Below are 20,157 nucleotides of genomic sequence, written 5' to 3' on the forward strand. Positions count from 1 at the left end.
CCCCCCGGGCACGTTCTCCAGGGCGCCGATGTGCCGCAGCCGCCCGCCGACCTGGTCACGCTCCACGACGATCGTGCGCAGTCGGAGACTCGCGGCCATGACGGCGGCGGCGACCCCGGCGGGGCCGGCCCCCACGATCAGGATGTCGACGTCGCTCACGCTGCCTCACCGCCGGCCACACCGGTGAGTACCTGGTCGACGGTGACCAACTGCCCGCGACCGAGGTTCCTGCCGGCGAGGAGCAGCGCGGCTTGGTGGTACTGCTCGCCTCCGGTGGAGGCGCAGGCGTCGGCGACGATCCACGGCCGGATGCCGGCCTGGTACAGGCCGACGGCGGAGTCGTAGACGCACGCGTCGGTGTCGATGCCGCACAGGACGACGTCCGTCCAGCCGGCCTCATGCACGAGCCGGGAGCCCTCGGCGGTGAGGAGCGAGGACTGGCCCTTGGTGATGACCTGCGCCGCCTGGGCATGCTGGGCGAGCTCGGCGGGGAATGCCTGCTCGGCATCGGTGCGCAGCCGCGTCCATCCGGTGATCCGTTCGTACGGCGACCCGGGGGGATTGTGGAACCGGGTGAACACCACGGGGCGCCCGGCGGCCCGCCAGCCGTTGACCAGCCGCACGACGCGCGGCAGGACGCCGCGGCTGTGACGGTTGAGAAATCCGTTCTGTACGTCGATGACCACAAGCCCGGTAGTGCTCTGCTGCATGCCGTCCTCCCCCATCATGCTGTCGCCTCCCTCAACGCGTCCTGAGCGGCCTGTAGCCGCGCAGGCAACTCGCTCGTCGCGAGGATCGCCTCACGCATCACGCGGTGCTGTGCGGTCTCGGTGGGCCGGGATGTCGTCAGCCGGCTGTGCGCGCCGCGCAGGAAACGCCATCCGAACGCACCGGGCATTACCGGGTCCTGTCCGTCCTCGACCAGGCGCAGCACGTGCGCGGACAAAGCCCAAAGCGCCTGCGCGTCGAGTTCGAGGGCGACAACGTCGTCCATCGACAGCGCCCGCTCTGCCGGCTCCGGGCGGTAGGCCACGCCCGACCAGCTCGCCACTCCGCGCGAGACACCCCCGCTGAACTGAACCGCTTCCGGGTCATCCCAGCCCTCGGCGAACCGGTCCGCCTCGACACCCAGGGGCACCGCGCACATGGGGTCCTGCCGGTCAACGAGGACCGACGGGGTCGCGAGGAGCTGCAATGCCGTATCCAGGCCAGCCTCCCGCCACGGGTGCTCGCCCAGCTCGTACGCAGAAAGTACGTACTCCGGTGCCGGGACTGGCCCCTCCTCGTCGTGTCGAGGCAGTCGATGGGACAGCGCCTCGGTAGCCCAACGCCGATCTTCGCGGTACGTCCGGTACCGCCATACGGCCAGCTCGGTCAGCGACTCGAAACTCCTCCTCTCTTCGAGGTGGAAGACGGCCGCTCCGCACGCGTAGGCGTGCAGGGTGGCCTGAGCTTGCGGGTGGTCGGCGTACATCTGCCGATGCTCCAGCCCTCCCGGCCCTGGCGCCGCGCGCTGACCGACGTTCGCGAGCACGGAGAGCTGACCCCCGACGAAGACTGGCACGAACCGGTGGGTGATCACACTGCACGGGCCGACCGCCGCCATCGAGAGCGGCCGGGCCGTCGGCGTTCCGCGGAGCTGGGCGAGCCGTACACGGAAGACCTCCTGCTGCTCCGGAGAGCACTGGGCGAGCGCGGTGTCGAGGATCTGGGCGGTACCCAGGCGGCAGACACGAGCCGGATTCTGTCTCCACTGCGTGACGGTGCGCGGGCTGATCCCAAGGTGCCCCGCGAACGCCCGTACGGAGGCACGCATGACGTTCTGCAACAGCAGCGCCTCCTCGCCAGTCCATCGGTCCACGTCGAGCACTACACACCCCCTAACGAACGGCTGAACAGCCCGAACTGCACTTGTTGCCACGCCAGTTCCACACCAGTGCCACGCCAGGACCTCACGTCGCAGCGGTGTAAGTCGGAAGCTGGATCGCGGTTCCGCTCAGGGAAGGGAGGCGTGTTGTGCATCGAGCTACCGGCTTAGGCATCGAAGGCGTACTCAAGTACGTAGGCAGCACTGTCCAACGTCATCTCATTCACCTCGACAGCACGGCCAGTCTCGTCGTAGGCGGTGCGGCAGATTTTGAGCACGGATCGCTCGACAGGCATCTCAAGGTCCGCTGCCTCCACAGCGGTGGGGCCACGCCCCCTGATTTCTTCACGGAAGCGAGCCGGTGCATGCCCGAGCTCGGCCAGGCGTGCGTACGTGCCTCCCTCGCCCGTATCGACCCTCGTGATGGCCGTGTCCCTCACGAGGTCAAGCGGAAGGTACGAGGTGGCCAGCATGACCGGCCGTTCCTCCAAGACGTAGCGCCGCGACCGAGCGCAGATGTCTGCACCCTCATCCACCCCAAGCATCCGGGCGATGTGCGCGGGGGCTCCGAGGACGTCAACGCGCACGTCCACCGTGACGGGACGTTGCTCGTCAGCAGACCAAATCGAGCTGCCTGTACCCCACTGCTCCCGGGTCAGCCGTTGAATGCCGTGGCGTCGGATCGGACGGAACGCGCGGACCCGTGGGCCGGAGCCACGGCGCGAGTCCACCAACCCCTCCGTTCGCAGGAGCCGGAGTGCCTGGCGAGCCGTGAGTGCGGCAACGCCGTACTGAGCCGCCAAGGCAGTCTCTCCCGGCAGGCGCTCCTCCGGTCCGTAGTCGCCTCGCTCGATCGCAGCCTTCAAGTCGTCCGCGATTCGCTGGAACTTCGCCGGTTGCCGCTTCGGCGGGTCGTTCGTCATATGACCTCCATCCTCGCTAGCGATCCTACGGCCGGTTGTTATCGCAGCCGTGGAGGGTGGCCGGGAAGATCGCGCGGACGTGACTCGCAAGTTCGTTAACGTTCTACTTGACAACGATAGCGAACCTCGCTGTACTAGCACCAGTCCACCTCGCTAACGAGGTGGCGCGAAACAGCAGGGGTCACCGCTCCCTTGGGAGCGGCGGCAAGGGGTTGAGCCCGCGCTCCCCCGGCCGGCGACACCTGTACCGAATAGCTCCACCCTCACCACCTCAGATCAGCGCGCTGCGCTGTCTGTCCGCCAGGCCACCGGGCGACCGGCCGGCCTGGCGGGCAGAGAGAGCAGCACCCCCCCGTCCCGCTTCGCAGGAGGTTCCTATGTCTCGTGTTCGCCCCGGCCGTGTCCGTACCAAGCGCAGCAACCACCGCAAGCCCTTGCTGATCAGCAGGATGGCTCCGCAGGACCTCAACCTGCGCGAGAACGAGCTGCGAGCGATCGTGTGCCCCGACTGCCAGACCTGGCGTCGGCTGATGGGTGAGACGACGTTGAAGATCCGCGAGCACGGCGACGACCTTGGGAGCGAGTTCGTTCGGTGCTCTGGCAGTAACCAGCTCGTCGTCCTCGACGTGAGCGTGGAGGAGTGGGGCGAGCAGCTCCTCCACGCCGACACCACGGCGATGCACCGTCGGTCGACGACGGTGCGGCGGAAGCCGAAGCGCACCGCCGCGCCGGCGGTTACCCAGATGCAGCCCGTCGCCTACAGCGCCGCTGCCGCATGGGAGGCACTCGACACCCACCGTCGCCAGTGCGCCGCATGCAGGGGCGAGGCGCTGGACGGTCACGGCCGCCGGATCGGCTGCCCCGACGGGCAGAACCTCGTCGCCACCTACGTGCGGGTGCTGTCGCACGAGCCCGCCCTCGACCGGTTCCGCAAGGAAACCGCCCGCGATCATGCACGTTCCGCCCGCCAGGCCACCCGGCGAGCAGCGCGGAAGAACTCCGCCGCCTGGGCGGGGCAGGCCAGCGCGACGACCGACACCGCGCGGCTGACCAAGCGCGCCGGGACGGCGGTGGAGGAGCTCAACAACTCCCGCCGCGTCCTGCCCGGCTCGGCGTCTGAGTTCCGTGACCTCGGTGTCCCGCTGGAGCCGCCCCGCATCAGCGCCTGACCGACAATCCCGCAACGTTCGACCGCGGCCGCCGCCCACCCCACGCCGGGTGGGCGGCGGCCGCGGCTGTACGTAGCAGCCCGATAACGCACCTCCCGGGCCCCGACCAGTCGGGGCCCTTTCCGTTGCCCGACCCGATCACCTTGGAGAGCACCGTGCCCACCACTCTTTTCGCCGCCCGTCGCCGCCGCTTCAACGAGGCTGAGGAGCGGTTCATCACGGACCAGGCCCGCCTCATGGCCTACCTCAACGAACGCACCCCGCCGCTGGACTGGCACCGCACGGACACCCTGGTCGGCGAGACGTGGTTGGAGGCCCTGCACAACGGCGGCCTGGACGACGACACCGACGACCCCGAGTCCGGCCTGCCGGTCTGGCTGGCCGCCGCCGCCCGCCGCGTCATCCGCCGCCGCACCCACCCCGTCCCCCTCGGCGACGTCCGATGGGAACTGCTCACCCAGATCCTCGGCCACTCCGACACCTGGCCCGCCCCCTGGCACCAGGTCCTCATCGACGACGGACAGGCCGCCCTGCTGCGGCGCGCGGCGGCCGACATGACCCCGGCCACGCCGGCGCCAGTGGTGCCGCTGCCCTCCGCGATGCCCCGACGCCCGACCGCCGTCGCGGCCTGAACCGGTACCAGCGCCCACGATCGCCGACGACCCGCACCTCCCCAGGGCGGGCCGTCGGCCGGTCGCGGCCGCTCGTCCGAGCAGCCGACACAAAGACGCACCGCCCACGGATAGCCCCCGCGGGCGGTGCTCGACAGGCACCTACCAAGGAGGAACCTGTGTCCACCACGATCATGACACGTCCTGTCACGCCGGTCACGGCCAGCGGGGAGCCGGAACCGCGGCACGACCGCGCCGGCACCCCCACCACTCCGGCCCGCCCCCGCAACCGCGTCATCGTCCGCGCCAACGACGCCTGCGGGCTCTGTGGATTCTGGCGCTGCCGCTGCAACGGGGTCGCGCCGACGGTTGCCGCGACGGACTCCGACACGGACATGGACGAGGCCCTGCGCCGCGTCCGGCAGGGGCGGTGACCGCGATGACTGACGAGCAGCGTCGACAGATGGAAGAGGACAACCGCAGGGCGAATGAGCAGTCCCAGCGGGACGCGGCCGCCAAGCGCGGTTGAGCACCGTGATACAGGCCCGCGCTGCCCAGCAAGCGGCGGCGCGGGCCCTCCGCACCCACGGCCTCACCCCCGCCGCCCGGGCGCTGCTGCACGCCGCCTCAACGGCGGCTGCCGCCGCCTACCGCGCCGGGCACCACGTCCACGACATCCACCCCCCAGCCCTGGAGAACCCACGTGATCCACAAGCCGCTGACCCTTGACCAGCAACTGGTCCGCGCCACCCGCCTGCCAGACCTCGAAGACACGGTCGCCGCCGGCGCCCGCTGCGCACCCTCGAACACCGACTCCCCCGGCCCCGGCAACGAAGAGTTCGGCGACTGGTTTCGGGAGGACGGCGAGGACATCGGCCCCTGGGCGGTGCGCCGCGTCGCCCTCGTCGACTACTGCAGGAGTTCCGGCTGCCCGGTCCTCACCGAGTGCCGCGAGATCGCGCTGCGCCGCGACGCGGCCGATGGCGACGGCGACATGGTCCGTGCCGGCATGACCGGCGACCAGCTGCGCTCCATGCGCCGGTCCCGCGAGCACCGCCAGTCCCTGGACGAGGCGATCGCCGCCGACGACGCCCAGGACCTTGACGCCGAACGCCGCGAGATCAACCACCTCACGATCGAGCTGCGCGAGGCCGTACTCACCCAGCACGACCCCCGCCCGGCCCGCCGCATCAACAGCAAGCCGGGCCGGCCGACCTGCGCCCAGCGTGCCGTGACCGCCGCCGCGACCCTGCGCGCCCTGCGCACCGACCGCCGCGCCCGCAGTGGGTGGAGCGCCGTGGCCTGACCGGTTGCCTGTCTCCGCCGACACGACGCGGCGGGGGTGGGAGCCGGGACAGCCCCGGTCACACAAGTTCACATCACGCGTAAGACGCGGCGCCCGGAGATCGCACCTCCGGGCGCCGCTTTTTGATCCGGCGTCACCGAATCCCTTGCAGGAGACCTGATGCGATCCGCTCTGCGCAACCCCGCCCTCGCCCTGTTACTCGCCGCCGCGACAACGGCCGGCGCCCCGCCCACCGAACCCGCCGCCCAGCCGCGTGCGGATCGGGCCGCCCCGGCCGTTCGGCTGGCCACCACGCCGCCCACGGCCCGCGCCGCGCTGGCGCGGCAGGCCGACACCGCGACCAGGGCCGCTCGCGACCACGCGCGCAGCGGGGCCCTCGCCGCGGCTGCGGACCGTGCGGCTGAGCGCGCCGCCAGCAAGGCAGCCGAGGCGGCGGCCGAGGCCGCCTACCCGGACAACCTTGACGGCTGGATCCGCGAGGCGCTGGCCGTCATGCGGCAGCGCGGCATCCCCGGCAGCTACGACGGCATCCGCCGCAATGTCCTGCGCGAGTCGTCCGGTGACCCGGAGGCGGTCAACGACTGGGACGTCAACGCCCAGAACGGCACGCCGTCCAAGGGCCTGTTGCAGGTGATCCGGCCGACGTTCGAGGCGTACCACGTGCCGGGCACGGCCTGGTCGCTGACCGACCCGGTCGCCAACATCACCGCCGCCTGCAACTACGCCGCTGACCGGTACGGGTCGATCGACAACGTCGACTCCGCGTACTGACCTGACGGCTGCCTGTCCGCTCCTGGCCATGACCGGGGGCGGTCGGGGAGCCGGGACAGCCCCGGAGATCACCACCCGAGCCCGATGGGAGAGGCCGTGGACGGACCGGACGAACGCGAATTCGAGGAGGGCTGCGGCCTGATGTGGTGCGAGTCGGCATACGGCACGTGCTCAGGCCGGTGCCAGGACCCGAGCTTCGACCCGCACGACGACTGACTGTCACGTGCTCCCGCCCGGCCCGTACCTCGCGGCCGAGCGAGAGCAGGGAGCCGGAACACGCCGGCACCACCAGAGGCAGGGAAGCCGCATGCGCATCATCAGCCGCGCCACCGGCGGCAGGCCGCTGGCCGTGTTCGGCCCCGCCGCCACGGCGGACGCCGCGCAGCAGGACCTTTCGCTGGCATGTCGGTCAGCGTCACCGAGCTCGCGGTCACCGATGACCGCAGCAGCTTTGCGGCCGTCTGAACAGCCCCGATTGACAAGCCCCCGCGGCCCCGCCATCCCGGCGGGGCCGCGCTGATGTGAAAGGAGGGTGGCCGTGGCCGCCACTCGCAACCGGAAGCGGCCCGCCAGCCGGAAGGCGGCGGCCCAGCCGAAGAAGTCCGCCACCAAGCAGACGGCTCCGCGTGTCCCGGCCGCCCGCGCCACCAGCACCGCCCCGAGTCGCGCAGCCGAGCCCGGCGTGCAGAAGGTGGTGCGGCCGGCCGCAGACCCGGCCCTCGCCGACGCCCGCGACCGTGCCGCCGACGTCCTGGCCCTGGCCGCCGACCGCGCTCGCGAGCTGTCCACCCACGGTGAGGCCCGAGCCGAGCAGCTGCTGGACCGCGCCCGCCAGCAGGCCGCGATCATCCGCCGGGCCGCTGAGACCGACGCCCACCAGATCCTCCACGAGGTGGCCGAAGAGGCCGGACGCCGCCTGCATGAGTCGACCCAGACCGCCGACCAGACCCGCCGGGCGGCGCACACCACCGCGCAGGACCTCCGCGCGACTGCTGGCCGGGAAGTCGACGAGCTGCTGGCGCGGGCGAACACCGAAGCGGAGCAGATCCGTGAGGCGGCCCGCACGGACAGCGAACTGCTGTACCAGCAGGCGCAGCAGACTGCCGAACGGCTGCGCCGCGGGGCAGAGGAAGCCGCCGCCGCGCTGCGCGGCGAGGCCGACAACGTCCTCGCCGATGTGCGGAGCACGTCGAGGCAACGGATCGAGGAAGCCGAGACGGCCGCTGCCCGCACCCGGGAGCAGGCTGAGGCCCGTGCCGCGCAGATCATTGAGGACGCCGACCGCGACCGGCAGGCTGCTCGTCAGGAAGCGGAACGGGTCCGCCGCCTGGTCGAGGAGGACTGCGGACGGCAGCGCAAGGTCGCTGGCGAGGACGCTGAGCGCCTGACTCGCACTGCCCGTGAGGAGGCCGACCGGCTTCTGGCCGCCGCCCGCGCCACCGCCGACGCCGAGCGCAAGCAGGCCGGCGAGGAACTGGCCAAGGTGTGCGCGCAGCAGGAGTCCGCGGATCTGGCACGGCAGCAGGCCGACTCCCAGCTGGCTACCGCACAGCAGGCGATGCGGAAGGCGACCAGCCGCACTGAACAGCGCCTGGAGCGCCAGCGGCTGAGGCGGAAGGCCCGTCAGGAGCAGCGCGCCGCCTGCGAGGAGCGGCGGGAGAAGGCCCGCGGTGAGCGGGAGGGGCGCCGCGCGGGGCGCCCGACGGCCTCGCAGCGGCTGGGCGCCGTCGGGCGGAACGCCGTACGTCGGATGATGATCGTCGGTCCGATCACGGCGCCGATGGCGGTGGCCTGGACCGGGCAGGCCGGGTTCGCCGAGGACATCCTCGGCTGGGTCATGCCGTTCACGATCTTGTTCGCCGCGGCCTGGGAGCTGTCGACCGCGTTCGTGGGCTGGATGTACCACCAGGCCCGCAGCAACGGCGACGCCGGCACCCTCTACCGCGTGTCCACCTGGATCTTCGCCTGCGGGGCGGCGGTGATGAACTTCTGGCACGCCTCCGGCCAGGTCGCCGGGCGTACCTTCGACCCGGTCGCCGGCAAGTGGGTGCAGGAGATCACCTACTGGCACATGACGCCGAAGGCTGTCGCGTTCGCGGCGATGAGCATCGTCGGCATGGTCCTGTGGGAGCTGTACGCGAGCCTGATCCACCGCAGGAAGCTGCGCGCGGACGGCAGGGTGGCCAAGGCCCGCCCGTCCATCGGCGTGGTCCGCTGGCTGCGCTACCCGCGGCACTCCTTCACCGCGTGGTCGCTGGCGATCACCGACGCGTCGCTGACGACCCTGGACCGGGCCTGGGCGGCGGCGGGCCGGGAGATCACGGACCGCAAGGCGGTCCGGTCCGGCCGGACCATCTCCCGCCTCGTGGTGGCCCGCCCCCGGACCGCGCAGCACGGTCCGGCCGACATCCCCGCTTTCCTCACCCTGACTCGGACCGACCGGTCCGGACCGGAAAGCCCCGCCCTCCCGGTCCACACCGACCCGGGCACCGCGCTCCCCGGTCTGGCCGGTCCGGACCACGGCGGTCCGGACGCGGGCACGGCGGTCCGGACCCCGGTCCGGCCCGCCCCCGGCCCGGACCGCATGGCCGGACCGGACCGCGCACTGGCGGCCGCTTCCTCGGACCGGACCGGTCCCGACCTGCGGACCGACGCCGGTCCGGACCGCACGGCCCGCACCCTCGCCGCGCACCAGCCCGTACCCGCACGCCGCGGGGTGACCGCCCGGACCGCACCCGCCGCCGACATCCCGCACGGGGCGGACCGGACCGCGCGGCAGCAGCCGGACCGGACGGGCGGACCGGACTACGCGCCGGACCGGACGGTCATCACGCTCACGGACCTGGAGCGGACCGCGCTGGACCGACTCCGGACCGAAGACCGCGCGCTGAACCGGGCGAACATCGCCCGCGCGGTCCGGACCGAGGGCGGCTCCATCGCCACGGACCGCGCCGGGCAGATCGCCGTCGCCCTCAAGCAGCACGCGGTCCGCTGACCGGACCGCCCGCACACCCGTCCTGTCGCTCATGGTCGCCCCCGGTCCGCGCACGCACAGCCGAGCGCGGACCGGGGGCGGCCACGGCCGGCAGGCCGCTCGCCCGCAACCGCGCCCCGAGCGCCGATGCAACGGGCCAGGCACAACCGAGCACCATCCGCCCTACGCCACGACCGCACGTCTTCCCTGCACCGAGTCGGGCGCCGCCCGAGCGGCTGGAGATCAGCGACGCGGTTCAGGCGCGCACACGACCCCCTGCTGAAGCGTGATCAGCCGGGGGCCTCGGCTTGTCTACTCACGCAGAAAAGGAGCACAGCATGGCACCCACGACGACCGGGTCATCCCCGAGGTCTGGGAGCTTCTCCCGTACGACGACCCCGCCGGCGCCGGCACCTCCCGCGGTGATCCCGTCGGCCCTGGAGATCTGGGCGCCCGACCCCCCGACCTGGGGCCAGCGCATGATCCCCAAGGGGATCCGGTCCGCGATGGCTGACCTGGGGTTTTGGCAGGAACCGCGCCCCTTGAAGCCCTCGTTTCACCTGGTCCAGGTGATCGAAGTCCTCACCCGCTACGGCTGGTGCCAGTCCTTCGATTTCTCCCCCACCGGACGTATGTGCATCAGGGGGGCCCAGACCTTTCTGGAATCCACCGGACACGTCACCACAATCGACCGGGGGAAGGCCGTGAACTATCTTCAGTCCCAGTTGGCCTGCCAGGGCGTGAACGTGCGGTTCTGGGAGTGGAATGACCATTGCACTAACACTTTCCGGAGTGTGGGGGCCACCATCTCGGCGGCCTCCGACATGGCGCGTAAGAACGGAGACTGAAATGACGCCGGACGAAGAGATGGCATTCAAAGAAATTCAGGCCGGAATGGCCACCGGAATGACTTTCGGGAGCAGTTCCCCGGGCGCTTCTCCGTACGCCGATGAAGGGCCTTACGGAACCCCGGCCGCACACAAGAAGGCCGGTCTGACCCGCCGGGGGAAGGTCGCCATCGCAGTGGCCGGAGTGGCGATCGTCGGCGGCGGAACCATCTGGTTCCAAGCCCATTCGGCTGCCGTCGCGAAGGACGAGAAGGAGGCCGCCGCGCTCCAGGTCCAGATGAAGAAACTGGAGCTGGAGGAAATGAGGATCCGGAACGAGCAGGCGAGCACCGCCAAGAAGGCCGCGGCCGCATCCGCCGCGAAGATCCAGGCGGCTGTCGACAAGTGCGTGAAGGACTCCTCCAGCCTGATCGGCAAGGGGTACGGATCGCCCTCGAGGGGCGATGTCGTGGCGGACTGCAAGCAGCAGTACGACGCCGCCGACGAGCCCAGCATGCAGGCCGCCGGCAACGCCCAGGATGCCGGGAACTCGGGGGGCGGTGCGATCAACTCTTCCGCCCTGCTGGGTCTCGTCGCCGGCGGCGGCCTGGCCGTCGCGGTGTTCGCGCGCAAGGGCAAGAAGACCGACACATAGTTACGCACGGTAACTAATTACTCCCTCCCTCCTGGCGGAGAGCACCGCAACCGGACTCCCAAGGTCCGCCTGGTCGGCTGCTCTCCGCTGGGAGGTAAGGAGTAAGGAACCATCGGCGACCACGGATAGTGAGGAATGATGATGACCGATACGGCGCCCCCGGTCCCCGCGGGACCCCCCGATCCGCGCGCTACGCCAGCCTCCAGCACCGCGCCGGAACCCGCCGCGGATACCGGCATCATGGCCGCCCTGATGGCCGCGGTTGAGCCCGCCCGACCGGTCACCGCGACCGGTGCCGGTGCCAGGCCGGACGGTGACGACCCGGCCGCGAAGGCGGACCCCGACGGCGCGGTGGACCGCTCCTCCCCGGGCGTCACCAGCGAGTCGTTCAAGGCCCCGGAGGACCTGACCGGGGCCGGATCCGATGCGGCCGGCGCCCGGCACAAGGAGGGTGTGTTCAAGACGCTGATCCGGGCGGGCGCGACCCGCTGGGCAAAAGGCGGTGGGACAGCGAACAAGCGGCTGGACCTGGAGAAAGCCAGGGCTGGCGCGCACCAGGTGAAAGAGGCCCGGACCACCACGGTCACGAAATCCCCTGGGCTACCCACGCGAAACGGAGCTGGAGGCACCGGTAGAGGGAATAATGAACCCGGCAGAAACAGTGGTGGAAATTCGGGACGTCATTCCGCCGGGCAGAGCTCTACGGGTACCGGACGCGGCGGCTCCGCCGGAGGCGGCGGTCGCGGCTCCTCCGGCTCGTCCGGTTCGAATGGGGGTGGCGGATCCGGCGGTGTGCGTGGCGCCAGCGGAAAGGGTGACGGAGGTTCACCGACGAACACCGCGCCCAAGGGGTCGAAGGACTCCGGAGATAAAGGGAAGGACGGCTCCTCGGGAAAAGCAGGACCCGGCGGAAAGGCTGGCAAGGACGGAAAGGCCGGCGCCTCCGCAAACGGTGGTGGATCGACATCAGGCGACTCGTCCGGCAACTCGAAGGACAAGCCAGACAAGGGCAAGGGAGCGAAGGCCGACCTGACGAAGGGCGGCGGCAGCGGCCAGGGCTCGGGCGGCTCCTCCGGGAGCGGCGGCGGATCCGGTTCGAGCGGTTCCTCCGGCAAGAACGGGGCGGCTGGCCACAGCTCGAACAGGGCCGGCGACCGACCCCCGCTCCAGCGGTCGCGGGAGGTCGGTCACGGTGACGGCTCCGCGGTCCGTAACGGGGTTGACCACGTGAAGGCCTACGCGCAGGGCGCGAAAGACGGCTACCGGGACAAGAAGGAGGAGAACGGCAAGGAACACGCGCGGCTGGACAAGGCGCACACCGACCACAAGGCGAAGCAGCAGGACCCGAACAAGGACAACCCGAAGGGGACGACGGTCACCGGGCCCAGCGGCCAGACGCTCGTCATCGCCCCGCCGGAGAGAGGAGACGACGGAGTGAGCACGGACGTGAAGCCCCTCCTGGTCAAGGAGATCGACGCGAACACGCTGACCCTGGGCACCGGCGCCGCCCGCGGGTCGATCAGCCGCAAGGAGCTGCGCAACTTCAAGCAGTACGAACGCAAGCTGGAGGCCAAGGAGAACCACCTGCTCAAGGTGGCCGACGCGTGCAAGTCGCTCGAGGCCGCGGCGGAGGACGAGGCGAAGGGCTGCCAGGAGCTGGCCGACCAGGCCAAGGCCGTCGAAGGCGGGGAGAAGCTGGCCGCGAAGCTGACCAAGCTGGCCGACGCGGCGAAGGCCCAGGCGGCAGAGGCCGCCGAACTCCACAAAAGCGCGAAGCGGGCGGCGGAGATGTGCAAGGTCGTCCTGACCAATATCGGGACCAGGTACGCGCCGCTGTACAAGGCCGTGGTGGACAGCGACGAGACCAAGCCGGCCGAACTGCGCTTCTACAACGACAAGGGCTCCTACGCGCCCGCCGCGTAGCACCAGGAGGGACACAAGATCATGGCGGAACTGACGTACAAGACCCTCGTCAGAAAGACCCAGAACAAGGAGAAGGCCCTGGCCCGCAACGCGGAAGGCGTCCAGAAGGCCGCGGACAACATCAAGGAACTGGCCGACGACACCGCCTCGGACGCGGACGCGCTGGGCGCCAAGAGCGTGGACCGCGACTCCCTGGCGGAGTGCCAGGAGCTGTCAAAGCTCATCCGCGGCGTGTCGGAGGGCGCGATCACCTACGCGTCGAAGACGGCCGACACCGCGAAGGCCGCGAAGTCGGCCGGCGACCAGGCCCGCACCACCCACGCCGGGTTCCAGGAAGCCTTCGACCGCTCGGAGGTCACGGACCTGGAGAAGGTCAGCCGCGACTGGTTCGAGCAGGAATAGCACCACCCACCACCGGCGCGGCCGGCCCGGGGAAACGCATCCCCCGGGCCGGCCGCTTCCCTTTGCTCCCTTTGCGGACCCCGTACCCAGACAGGAGATCCCCCGATGTCCACCATCACCGAAACCGTGCCGAACGCGGAGCCGGCGGAGCGCGCCGCCGCGGCGCTCCAGATCGCCCTCCCCGTCGGGGTGGGCATCCTGGCCCCCTACCTGGACCCGAACGCCGCGGCCTACGCCGGAGCCGGCTTCCTGGCCGGTGCGACGTTCGCCGGCGCCAACTACATGAACCGCCTGGGCCGCTGGGCGAACCAGCTGCCCGGGATCGACATCGCGCGGGCGCACCGCGACACCATGGGGATCTCCACGCTCACCACCGGCATGGGCCTGTCCCTGGGCCAGGTGGGCGGAGCCCAGGCGTCCGAAGCGCTGATGGCCGGCGCCCTCGAGCCGACCACCATCCCCGGGATCCTGTCGCTGGGCTGGTGGGCCGCGGTCGTCTTCACCGGCTGGCGCCTGCGCCGCGTCTTCGGCAGGCGCAAGATCGAGGTGGAGCAGACAAAACCGACCGGGCAGGCCGCCCCGGCCAACACCGGCGCCCCCGGCCCTGTCTCCCTGGCCGACAAGATGATCGCGGCCTGGGGGCGCGTGATCAGCGACCCGAAGACGGGACGCCACCGCAACCAGGTCCTCTCCGACGTCGTGATCTACGCGGACCGCTGGGAGGGGCGGATCACCGCAGCCCTGGGCGACTCCGTGAACGTGTCGAAGGAGGCCGTCTCCAGCCTCTTCGGCCGCTCGGTCGACGACATCACCATGAAGTACGGCGCCCACTCGGGGGAGGCGTTCATCACCGTCTGGTACACCCAGCGCCCAGAGCTGGACCCCACCACCCTCCAGGGCGCCTGGAAACGCGTCCAGGCACGGGTCCTGCCCAAGACCCACCTGGAAGAGGTCGGCAAGGACGAGAACACCGGCGGCCAGGTCGCGCGCGTCGTCGCCGACGACGACCTGGACGCACTCCCCCGCGTCGTCAACCTCGGGGAGCTGGCCGGAGCGCTGCGCCGCTCCATCGACCTCGTCTCCTACGAGCCGGGACGCCGCGACCCGCGCCGCGCGATCATCCGCCTCATGGACCACAACCCCCTGGAGGCCGGCCACGACTTCCAGGGCCTTGACTCCCTGAAGGCCACCCCGGGCGGCTGGGTCAACATCGGGAAGATCGTCTCCGGCTTCCCCGCACGCATCCAGCTCTTCGACCCGAAGCTGGGCGCCCTCCACGCCGTGATCGCCGGTACCACCGGCTCCGGCAAGGGAGGCACGGGCCAGATGATCAGCCTGGCCTACCACGCCAACAAGATGGCCCAGATCTACGGCGACCCCAAGGGCGCCAGCAACCCCGCGATCCCGAAGATGGCCGCCTACAGCGGCCTGACGCAGTCCGGCGCCCTGGGCGCCATGCGGCTGTCCTGGTGGGTCCTCCAGCACCGCATCGAAGAGGCCGCCCGCCTGGAACTGAAGAACTTCGAGCCGTCCGCGATGCGGCCGTACTGCGCCACGATCCTGGACGAGGCAGCCCAGATGCTGGCCCCGGGAGCACCCAACCGCAAGGAGGCCATCAAGATCGTCAAGGATGGCGCCTCGCTGACCCGCTCCATGGGCATGCCCTGGGTCCTGATCAACCAGACCGTGAACCTGGACCAGTTGGGCGGAGAGCAGGCAATCCGAGCCAACCTCCTGGCCGGCGGGACCTGGATCATCCTGCGCACCGACAGCGACCAGGTGAACCTGGGCGACCTTCCCCCCGGCTTCGACGGGCTGGACCCCTCTCTCATCCCGCCGGTATGGGTGGAGGAGGACGACGCGCTGGTCTACGACCCGACCATGGAGGAGTCCGACCCCCGCCGCACCTTCGGCCTGGGCTACGTCGCGGCACCGGGCGGGCGCGCCGGCATGATGCGCATCGACAACCTCGAAGACGCCACCGAGCACATCCGGCCGGAGAACATCATGGACCCAGTCGACGTCCCCTGGTGGGGCGACCAGGCCCGCATGGAGGAGCTGGCCATGACTCCCATCCCCGGCTTCGAGGAGAAGGACGGCGAAGACGAGACCGGCGAGGCCGGGATGTCGTTCGCCGGTGTCGACCTCCCCAAGGCCAAGGAGCTCACGTCAGAGGAGAAGGTCCTCGCCGCCCTCCGTGATGAATCCGACCCCATGTACGTGGACATGGTCGACGAGGGCGACGACGTCGACCCCGACGACATCGACTACGTAGAACGGGGCCAGCTCCAGGCTGCAAGCGGAGTCGCGGAGTCGACCTTCGCGAACGTGCTGAACAAGCTGGAGAAGAAGGGCCAGATCCACCGGATCAAGGAAGGAAAGACCTCGAAGGTGGCCCTCGGCGCCCGGCCGGAGGACACCGGCGAAGAGGCCGCCTGACCGCTATCACGCAACGGCGCGCTTCCCACCCGGGAGGCGCGCCTTGCCAGTCCGCACCTTCCGCTGACCTCACGCTCTGCCTGGCCCTCGTCCACCCGGCGAGGACCGGACAGGCTGCCCTGCGCGCCCCAAGCGCCGCCCTGGCCGCGGGCCACCGCATCTCTCAGCACGGGTCGCTGCGGGCCGCCGCCGTCCGCCACCGCGGCCACACCGTCCACCACCGCGACCTCCACCGCCCGGTCGTCGACCGGCAGCCCGACTGACGGCTCCCCGTGCCGCCCCGCCCCGCGTCGTCGGGCTGGGGCGGTGCGGAGGACCGGACAGTTCCGGCCCTGCCCCCGCAGAACCGAACCGGATCGGAGACCACGATGACCACCCCAGCCGCGAAGTTCGCCGCCGTCTCCGCCCTCATGCGGGCCGGAGCTGACATCGGCGACCACTGGATCCAGTCCGACCACTGCGCCCGCACCAAGGGCGCCACCGACGCAGCACCCGTCACCGGCGACGACGGCACCGTCCACGGCACCGCCGCCGGCCGCCGGGCCTGCGCCTGGCACTGCGCCACCTACACCGCCACCCAAGCCGCCTCCCTCCTCATCGGCTCCCGCGCACTCGGCGTCCGGCTGCACCCCGGCGCCACCGCCGCCGCCCTGGCCGTCTCCGCCCTCACCCACTACGCCGCCGACCGCCGCGTGCCCGACGGCCTCCTCCAGCGCCTCGCCGACCACACCGGCAAGACCTCCTTCTACCGGCTCGCCGCGCACGGAATGAACGGCGCCAACAAACTGGACCTTCTCTGCACTAATTCAGAGGGGGTTCGTTGACCAGGACTTCACGGGCTGCCGGTGAGGTGTCCCGCAACGCCAGCGGCATGGTCGAAATCCAGCCCGATGAAGTACTCGCCGTCCTGTTGTGCGTGAGTGATGCGAAGGAACTTCTTGAGAGCGCCCTCAAGTTCGGTGGGGTTGGGAACGTGGGGCGAGAACCAAGCATCCACGAGGGCGTACTGGTGGACGCGGGCTATGCGCCGGTGCTGCAACACTCGGCGCCGATAGTTCTGATCGACCGAGCCGAGCTTCACGTACTGCCCCGGCCCACGGAACTCCAGGACGTAAATGCGCGCACCGCTCTCGTTCGGGCTCTTGCCCAGCACTGCCGTGCTGACGACGTCCTCGCTCAGTTTGTTGACCTTGTCCGGGAAGGGCCATGCCAGCCCTTCCCGGAGCATCGGTGTGAGTGCTTCCTTGCGCTTGACCAGGTCTTTCCTCCGCCGCACGCGTTCGATAGCAAGCCAGTCTTCAGTACCTGTGGACATGCGAGGAGTATCGCGTCAACCACTGACAGCGACGCGGTGTTCTCCTCTGCCGCCCCATCACCCGCCTGGCGCCTCGGCCCTTGGCTGAGGAATCCCGAGGTCAACGGTCCCGCTGCGCGGGAAGCGCTGGGCTTGCCCGCGCTTCCCGCGCAGGAAGGTGAGAGTCAGGTCGGTGCCCTCGATCTCACCTTGCCAGCCTTCGGCGACCGCCCGCTTGCGGCGCTCGACCAGGTCCTGCTCCAGCTCGTCCAGCCGTGGCAGCATCTTGGGGTCGAGGCTCAGCATGGGGCAGCGGATGCAGGCGTGTTCGTGCGCGCAGGAGGTCCCGTAGGGTCGGCCGCAGGACCCCAGTTCGACCCGGCGCTTGTCAAGGGGCCCGCGGCTGGCGGACGGTCACCTTCGGCCGCAGCCGGCCCCGCCGATGCTCAGCCCTGGTCTCCAGTGGCGACCTGTGGGACAGCGCGGCCCGGCGGGCGTGATTCTCCGGGACGGGATTGAGCACCGGACCACGGCCGAAGTGCATGTGGAAGGCGTAGAAGCCGTGGACCACGGTCAGGTTGTGGGCGATCGTCGAGGGCGCGTATCCGGCCCGCAGTCTGGGCTTTCCGGTCTTCGGGTTCACCGATCCGGCCTGCGGGCTGCCGGGGCGCCGACGCTGCCGCTGAGGGTTGCGGGCGTGGCGGAGCCAGCCCACCAGGGCGATGGCTTCCGCCTCGGTGACCTGTTCCCATCCCACGTCCAGGGCCCACAGAACCCGGTACCACCGCAGCAGGTCGTACGCGTAGCTCCGGCAGGTCTCGGGGCTGGCGTCGCCCAACATCCGGTCCCGCAGGTACCTGCTGACCGGCTCGACCTCCCGGTCGGCGGCATCCACCACGAACCACGGCAGCGACGGCGTTGGGCCCGCCACCACCGCCCCAACCCGGGGCAGCCGTACCCGCCCGTTAATCAGATCGCGATGAAGCGAAGGAGTCTCGTGCATCCCCGAATGGTCACGAATCACGGCCCTCTGGGCGAGCAGTTCCACCCGATAGTGCAGTTAACAGACCAGGCCTGGCACCACGGCTGCGAGACCGTCGCCGCACTCATCGCGGCCACCAAGTAGTCCGCGCACGCGCTGTTCGGCCGCCCCCGACCCCGCGCAGCATCAACGGCCGCGCCGGTGAGGAACGCCGTCCACCCCGCCGCGGGGACCGCCTGCCGCCTGCCGCCTGCCGCACGCGTCAACGCGCTTCACCCGCCTGACGGCCCCCCCCCCGTGCCGCCCCGCCCTGCGACGTCGGGCTGGGGCGGTGCGGAGGACCGGACAGTCCCGGCCCTGCCCCGCAGCACCGAACCGGATCGGAGACCGCCATGACCGACACCGTCGAGACCATCCGCTACACCGCCGACACCGTCGTCGTCACACCCGACGGCGACGTTCTCCTGATCGAGCGCGACTGGCCGCCCCACGAGGGCGCTTGGGCCCTCCCCGGCGGCCACGTCGACCCCGGCGAAACAAGCCGCCCGGCAGCCGCCCGCGAACTCGCCGAAGAGACAGGCGTGCACGTCCAGACCGCCGACCTAGTGCAGCTCGGCGCCTTCGACCGCCCCGACCGCGACCCGCGCGGCAGGTACGTCACCGTCGCCTACCTCGCCGCCGTCGCCGCCGGAACCCCGATCACCGCGGCCGACGACGCCCGCTCTGCCCGCTGGTGGCCGGCCGACGCCCTGCCGCAGCTCGCGTTCGACCACGCCGACATCGTGTGCAGCGCGTTGGATGCCCACCGTTGCGCCCGCGTCCGGGCCCGTTGTTCCGAGCGGGGACGGGGACGTCGGAAGTTACTCGCGGGGATTTCCGGCCGGGTGTGAGGCCCGGCGGTGAGCCCCGCGCCGCGCCTGCCGCACCAGGTTCCCGACCACATCCCCGCCCACCTGCACGACGCCTTCGCCTGGGCCAAGGGGGGCCCGCTCTCGCCGCACTGCCCCTACAAGCCCGGCGCCGCGGTGAAGCTCCACGGCCGTTCCGGGGAGCAGCCCGGCCACCGCCGCACTGGGTTCCGCGGCTGGGTCGTCGCCACGATCCTCACCGGGATCACCGAGACCGGTCAGGAGTGGTGGGAGGAATGGGGGCGCCTGGAGCCCGCCGGATACACCGGTGAAGGTGTGGGGCACCTGCATCTGCTGCCACGAGGAACGATTTCCGCTTCGCCGCGCCGAAGCCGCCCGCCGACGTGCGGAGGGTTAGCAGCTGGACATCTTCGGCGAGGTCCCTACGTGACCGCACCGCTTCCCGCCGGGGCGGCCCGCTCCGCCCTGGCCCTTCACGAAACAGCATCCCGGCCCGCCGACCTGTGTCGGCGGGCCGGGATGCTTCCCGCTGCGCCAACCCCGCGCAGGGGCCCAACGATGAGAGGAACGAGACGATGACAACCAGCACCTCGGCCACCGGCACATCGCGCGGAACCGCCCGGCAGGCCGCCAGCTCTCTCGCCGACGGCGCCGGCGCGGTGGCCGCGATCACCGCCGGCGCGATCGCCGCATACGCCACTCACCGTCTGGCCCCGGCCCGCGTCGCCGGCCACGGCCGGCTCCTGGCCGCCGGCGCCACCGGCCTTGTCACCGCCGTCCTGCTCGACGGCATCGCCCGGGACGCCTGTGCCCCGCTGCGTGCCCGGTACCGCACCACCGGGCACGTGGCCAGCCCCGTACGGCCGATGGCACCCCTGCAGAGCCTCGAGGATGCACTCGCTCACCTCGCCGTCGACGCGGCGCGCGACGCTGCTCACCGCGCCCCCGCCGACGCCTACCTCCTGGACACCGGCAAGAGCGGTCTGCTGCGCGATGAGCGGCGCTGGCGCGGCTACCCCGATGGCACCGCCTCCTGCTTCCTCGCCCCCGGCATCACCCTGCTCTACACCCGGCACGAGACGACGTACGGCTCCCGGCCGGAGTACACGCTGCTCACCGCCGACTCCGATCAGCCGGTGGCCATC

At 71.1% G+C, this 20,157-nt stretch carries 22 protein-coding genes; 15 read left to right on the forward strand and 7 right to left on the reverse strand.

Annotated features, from left to right (window positions below):
• From K304_RS33025 to K304_RS0119735, 4 genes are all read right to left on the reverse strand, one after another.
• Positions 1-138: NAD(P)-binding protein (locus K304_RS33025; RefSeq protein WP_199779647.1), on the reverse strand; the 138-nt coding region annotated here is incomplete at its 3' end.
• A gap of 17 nt (positions 139-155) precedes the next feature.
• Positions 156-710, reverse strand: a complete 555-nt coding sequence (locus tag K304_RS0119725) for a cysteine hydrolase family protein (protein ID WP_027765154.1) — start codon at positions 708-710, stop codon at positions 156-158.
• A 14-nt stretch (positions 711-724) separates the two neighbouring features.
• Positions 725-1,870: a hypothetical protein gene (locus tag K304_RS0119730; RefSeq protein ID WP_027765155.1), complete on the reverse strand. Its 1,146-nt coding sequence runs from the start codon at positions 1,868-1,870 to the stop codon at positions 725-727.
• Between the two features lie 164 nt (positions 1,871-2,034).
• Positions 2,035-2,790 (reverse strand): GntR family transcriptional regulator, encoded by a 756-nt coding sequence (locus tag K304_RS0119735; RefSeq protein WP_027765156.1) that lies wholly within the window; start codon positions 2,788-2,790, stop codon positions 2,035-2,037.
• 377 nt (positions 2,791-3,167) lie between these two features.
• Between K304_RS0119735 and K304_RS31780 the strand changes: the two genes are divergently transcribed.
• From K304_RS31780 to K304_RS30095, 12 genes are all read left to right on the forward strand, one after another.
• Positions 3,168-3,959 (forward strand): hypothetical protein, encoded by a 792-nt coding sequence (locus tag K304_RS31780; RefSeq protein ID WP_051308648.1) that lies wholly within the window; start codon positions 3,168-3,170, stop codon positions 3,957-3,959.
• A gap of 155 nt (positions 3,960-4,114) precedes the next feature.
• The gene (locus tag K304_RS0119745) at positions 4,115-4,591 is read left to right on the forward strand and encodes a hypothetical protein (RefSeq protein WP_037791207.1); all 477 of its coding nucleotides are present in this window, start codon (positions 4,115-4,117) and stop codon (positions 4,589-4,591) included.
• Between the two features lie 158 nt (positions 4,592-4,749).
• Complete coding sequence (locus K304_RS0119750) at positions 4,750-5,004, forward strand: hypothetical protein (protein WP_027765158.1); 255 nt, start codon at positions 4,750-4,752, stop codon at positions 5,002-5,004.
• A 269-nt stretch (positions 5,005-5,273) separates the two neighbouring features.
• On the forward strand, positions 5,274-5,876 hold the full coding sequence (locus tag K304_RS31785) for a hypothetical protein (protein ID WP_027765159.1): 603 nt from the start codon (positions 5,274-5,276) through the stop codon (positions 5,874-5,876).
• Between the two features lie 159 nt (positions 5,877-6,035).
• A complete protein-coding gene (locus K304_RS0119765; RefSeq protein WP_078529402.1) occupies positions 6,036-6,647 on the forward strand; it encodes a transglycosylase SLT domain-containing protein in 612 nt (203 codons plus the stop codon).
• Positions 6,648-7,185: 538 nt separating this feature from the next.
• Positions 7,186-9,642: a DUF2637 domain-containing protein gene (locus tag K304_RS30090; protein ID WP_106965636.1), complete on the forward strand. Its 2,457-nt coding sequence runs from the start codon at positions 7,186-7,188 to the stop codon at positions 9,640-9,642.
• A gap of 317 nt (positions 9,643-9,959) precedes the next feature.
• A complete protein-coding gene (locus K304_RS0119780; protein ID WP_027765161.1) occupies positions 9,960-10,469 on the forward strand; it encodes a DUF6197 family protein in 510 nt (169 codons plus the stop codon).
• 1 nt (position 10,470) lies between these two features.
• Positions 10,471-11,103: a hypothetical protein gene (locus K304_RS0119785; RefSeq protein ID WP_486591744.1), complete on the forward strand. Its 633-nt coding sequence runs from the start codon at positions 10,471-10,473 to the stop codon at positions 11,101-11,103.
• Positions 11,104-12,330: 1,227 nt separating this feature from the next.
• Positions 12,331-13,026 (forward strand): hypothetical protein, encoded by a 696-nt coding sequence (locus tag K304_RS0119790; RefSeq protein ID WP_027765163.1) that lies wholly within the window; start codon positions 12,331-12,333, stop codon positions 13,024-13,026.
• A gap of 21 nt (positions 13,027-13,047) precedes the next feature.
• Positions 13,048-13,428 (forward strand): hypothetical protein, encoded by a 381-nt coding sequence (locus K304_RS0119795; protein WP_027765164.1) that lies wholly within the window; start codon positions 13,048-13,050, stop codon positions 13,426-13,428.
• Between the two features lie 105 nt (positions 13,429-13,533).
• Positions 13,534-15,867 (forward strand): hypothetical protein, encoded by a 2,334-nt coding sequence (locus K304_RS0119800; protein WP_027765165.1) that lies wholly within the window; start codon positions 13,534-13,536, stop codon positions 15,865-15,867.
• Positions 15,868-16,235: 368 nt separating this feature from the next.
• Positions 16,236-16,691, forward strand: a complete 456-nt coding sequence (locus tag K304_RS30095) for a hypothetical protein (protein ID WP_051308649.1) — start codon at positions 16,236-16,238, stop codon at positions 16,689-16,691.
• Between the two features lie 8 nt (positions 16,692-16,699).
• Here K304_RS30095 and K304_RS0119810 read toward each other — a convergent pair whose 3' ends face one another.
• From K304_RS0119810 to K304_RS30100, 3 genes are all read right to left on the reverse strand, one after another.
• Positions 16,700-17,182, reverse strand: a complete 483-nt coding sequence (locus K304_RS0119810) for a hypothetical protein (RefSeq protein ID WP_158687374.1) — start codon at positions 17,180-17,182, stop codon at positions 16,700-16,702.
• Between the two features lie 57 nt (positions 17,183-17,239).
• Positions 17,240-17,467: a recombinase gene (locus K304_RS32375; RefSeq protein ID WP_486591745.1), complete on the reverse strand. Its 228-nt coding sequence runs from the start codon at positions 17,465-17,467 to the stop codon at positions 17,240-17,242.
• Between the two features lie 82 nt (positions 17,468-17,549).
• Entirely contained in the window at positions 17,550-18,092 is a 543-nt protein-coding gene (locus tag K304_RS30100; RefSeq protein WP_199779646.1) for a hypothetical protein, read from the reverse strand.
• 66 nt (positions 18,093-18,158) lie between these two features.
• Between K304_RS30100 and K304_RS34125 the strand changes: the two genes are divergently transcribed.
• The 3 genes from K304_RS34125 to K304_RS0119835 form a co-directional block, all read left to right on the forward strand.
• On the forward strand, positions 18,159-18,287 hold the full coding sequence (locus tag K304_RS34125) for a hypothetical protein (protein ID WP_486591746.1): 129 nt from the start codon (positions 18,159-18,161) through the stop codon (positions 18,285-18,287).
• 248 nt (positions 18,288-18,535) lie between these two features.
• The gene (locus tag K304_RS30105; RefSeq protein WP_078529406.1) at positions 18,536-19,033 is read left to right on the forward strand and encodes an NUDIX hydrolase; all 498 of its coding nucleotides are present in this window, start codon (positions 18,536-18,538) and stop codon (positions 19,031-19,033) included.
• 554 nt (positions 19,034-19,587) lie between these two features.
• The coding region (locus K304_RS0119835; protein ID WP_027765168.1) for a hypothetical protein at positions 19,588-20,157 on the forward strand (570 nt) is incomplete at its 3' end.

Source organism: Streptomyces sp. CNS606, assembly GCF_000426325.1.

What these genes read in the sequence shown, in the direction of transcription:
- K304_RS0119725 (WP_027765154.1), bottom strand. Translation starts at nt 710, where the DNA reads ATGCAGCAGAGCACTACCGGGCTTGTGGTCATCGACGTACAGAACGGA.
- K304_RS0119735 (WP_027765156.1), bottom strand. Translation starts at nt 2,790, where the DNA reads ATGACGAACGACCCGCCGAAGCGGCAACCGGCGAAGTTCCAGCGAATC.
- K304_RS31780 (WP_051308648.1), top strand. Translation starts at nt 3,168, where the DNA reads ATGTCTCGTGTTCGCCCCGGCCGTGTCCGTACCAAGCGCAGCAACCAC.
- K304_RS0119765 (WP_078529402.1), top strand. Translation starts at nt 6,036, where the DNA reads ATGCGATCCGCTCTGCGCAACCCCGCCCTCGCCCTGTTACTCGCCGCC.
- K304_RS0119780 (WP_027765161.1), top strand. Translation starts at nt 9,960, where the DNA reads ATGGCACCCACGACGACCGGGTCATCCCCGAGGTCTGGGAGCTTCTCC.
- K304_RS0119785 (WP_486591744.1), top strand. Translation starts at nt 10,471, where the DNA reads ATGACGCCGGACGAAGAGATGGCATTCAAAGAAATTCAGGCCGGAATG.
- K304_RS0119795 (WP_027765164.1), top strand. Translation starts at nt 13,048, where the DNA reads ATGGCGGAACTGACGTACAAGACCCTCGTCAGAAAGACCCAGAACAAG.
- K304_RS0119800 (WP_027765165.1), top strand. Translation starts at nt 13,534, where the DNA reads ATGTCCACCATCACCGAAACCGTGCCGAACGCGGAGCCGGCGGAGCGC.
- K304_RS30095 (WP_051308649.1), top strand. Translation starts at nt 16,236, where the DNA reads ATGACCACCCCAGCCGCGAAGTTCGCCGCCGTCTCCGCCCTCATGCGG.
- K304_RS0119810 (WP_158687374.1), bottom strand. Translation starts at nt 17,182, where the DNA reads ATGTCCACAGGTACTGAAGACTGGCTTGCTATCGAACGCGTGCGGCGG.
- K304_RS32375 (WP_486591745.1), bottom strand. Translation starts at nt 17,467, where the DNA reads ATGCTGAGCCTCGACCCCAAGATGCTGCCACGGCTGGACGAGCTGGAG.
- K304_RS30105 (WP_078529406.1), top strand. Translation starts at nt 18,536, where the DNA reads ATGACCGACACCGTCGAGACCATCCGCTACACCGCCGACACCGTCGTC.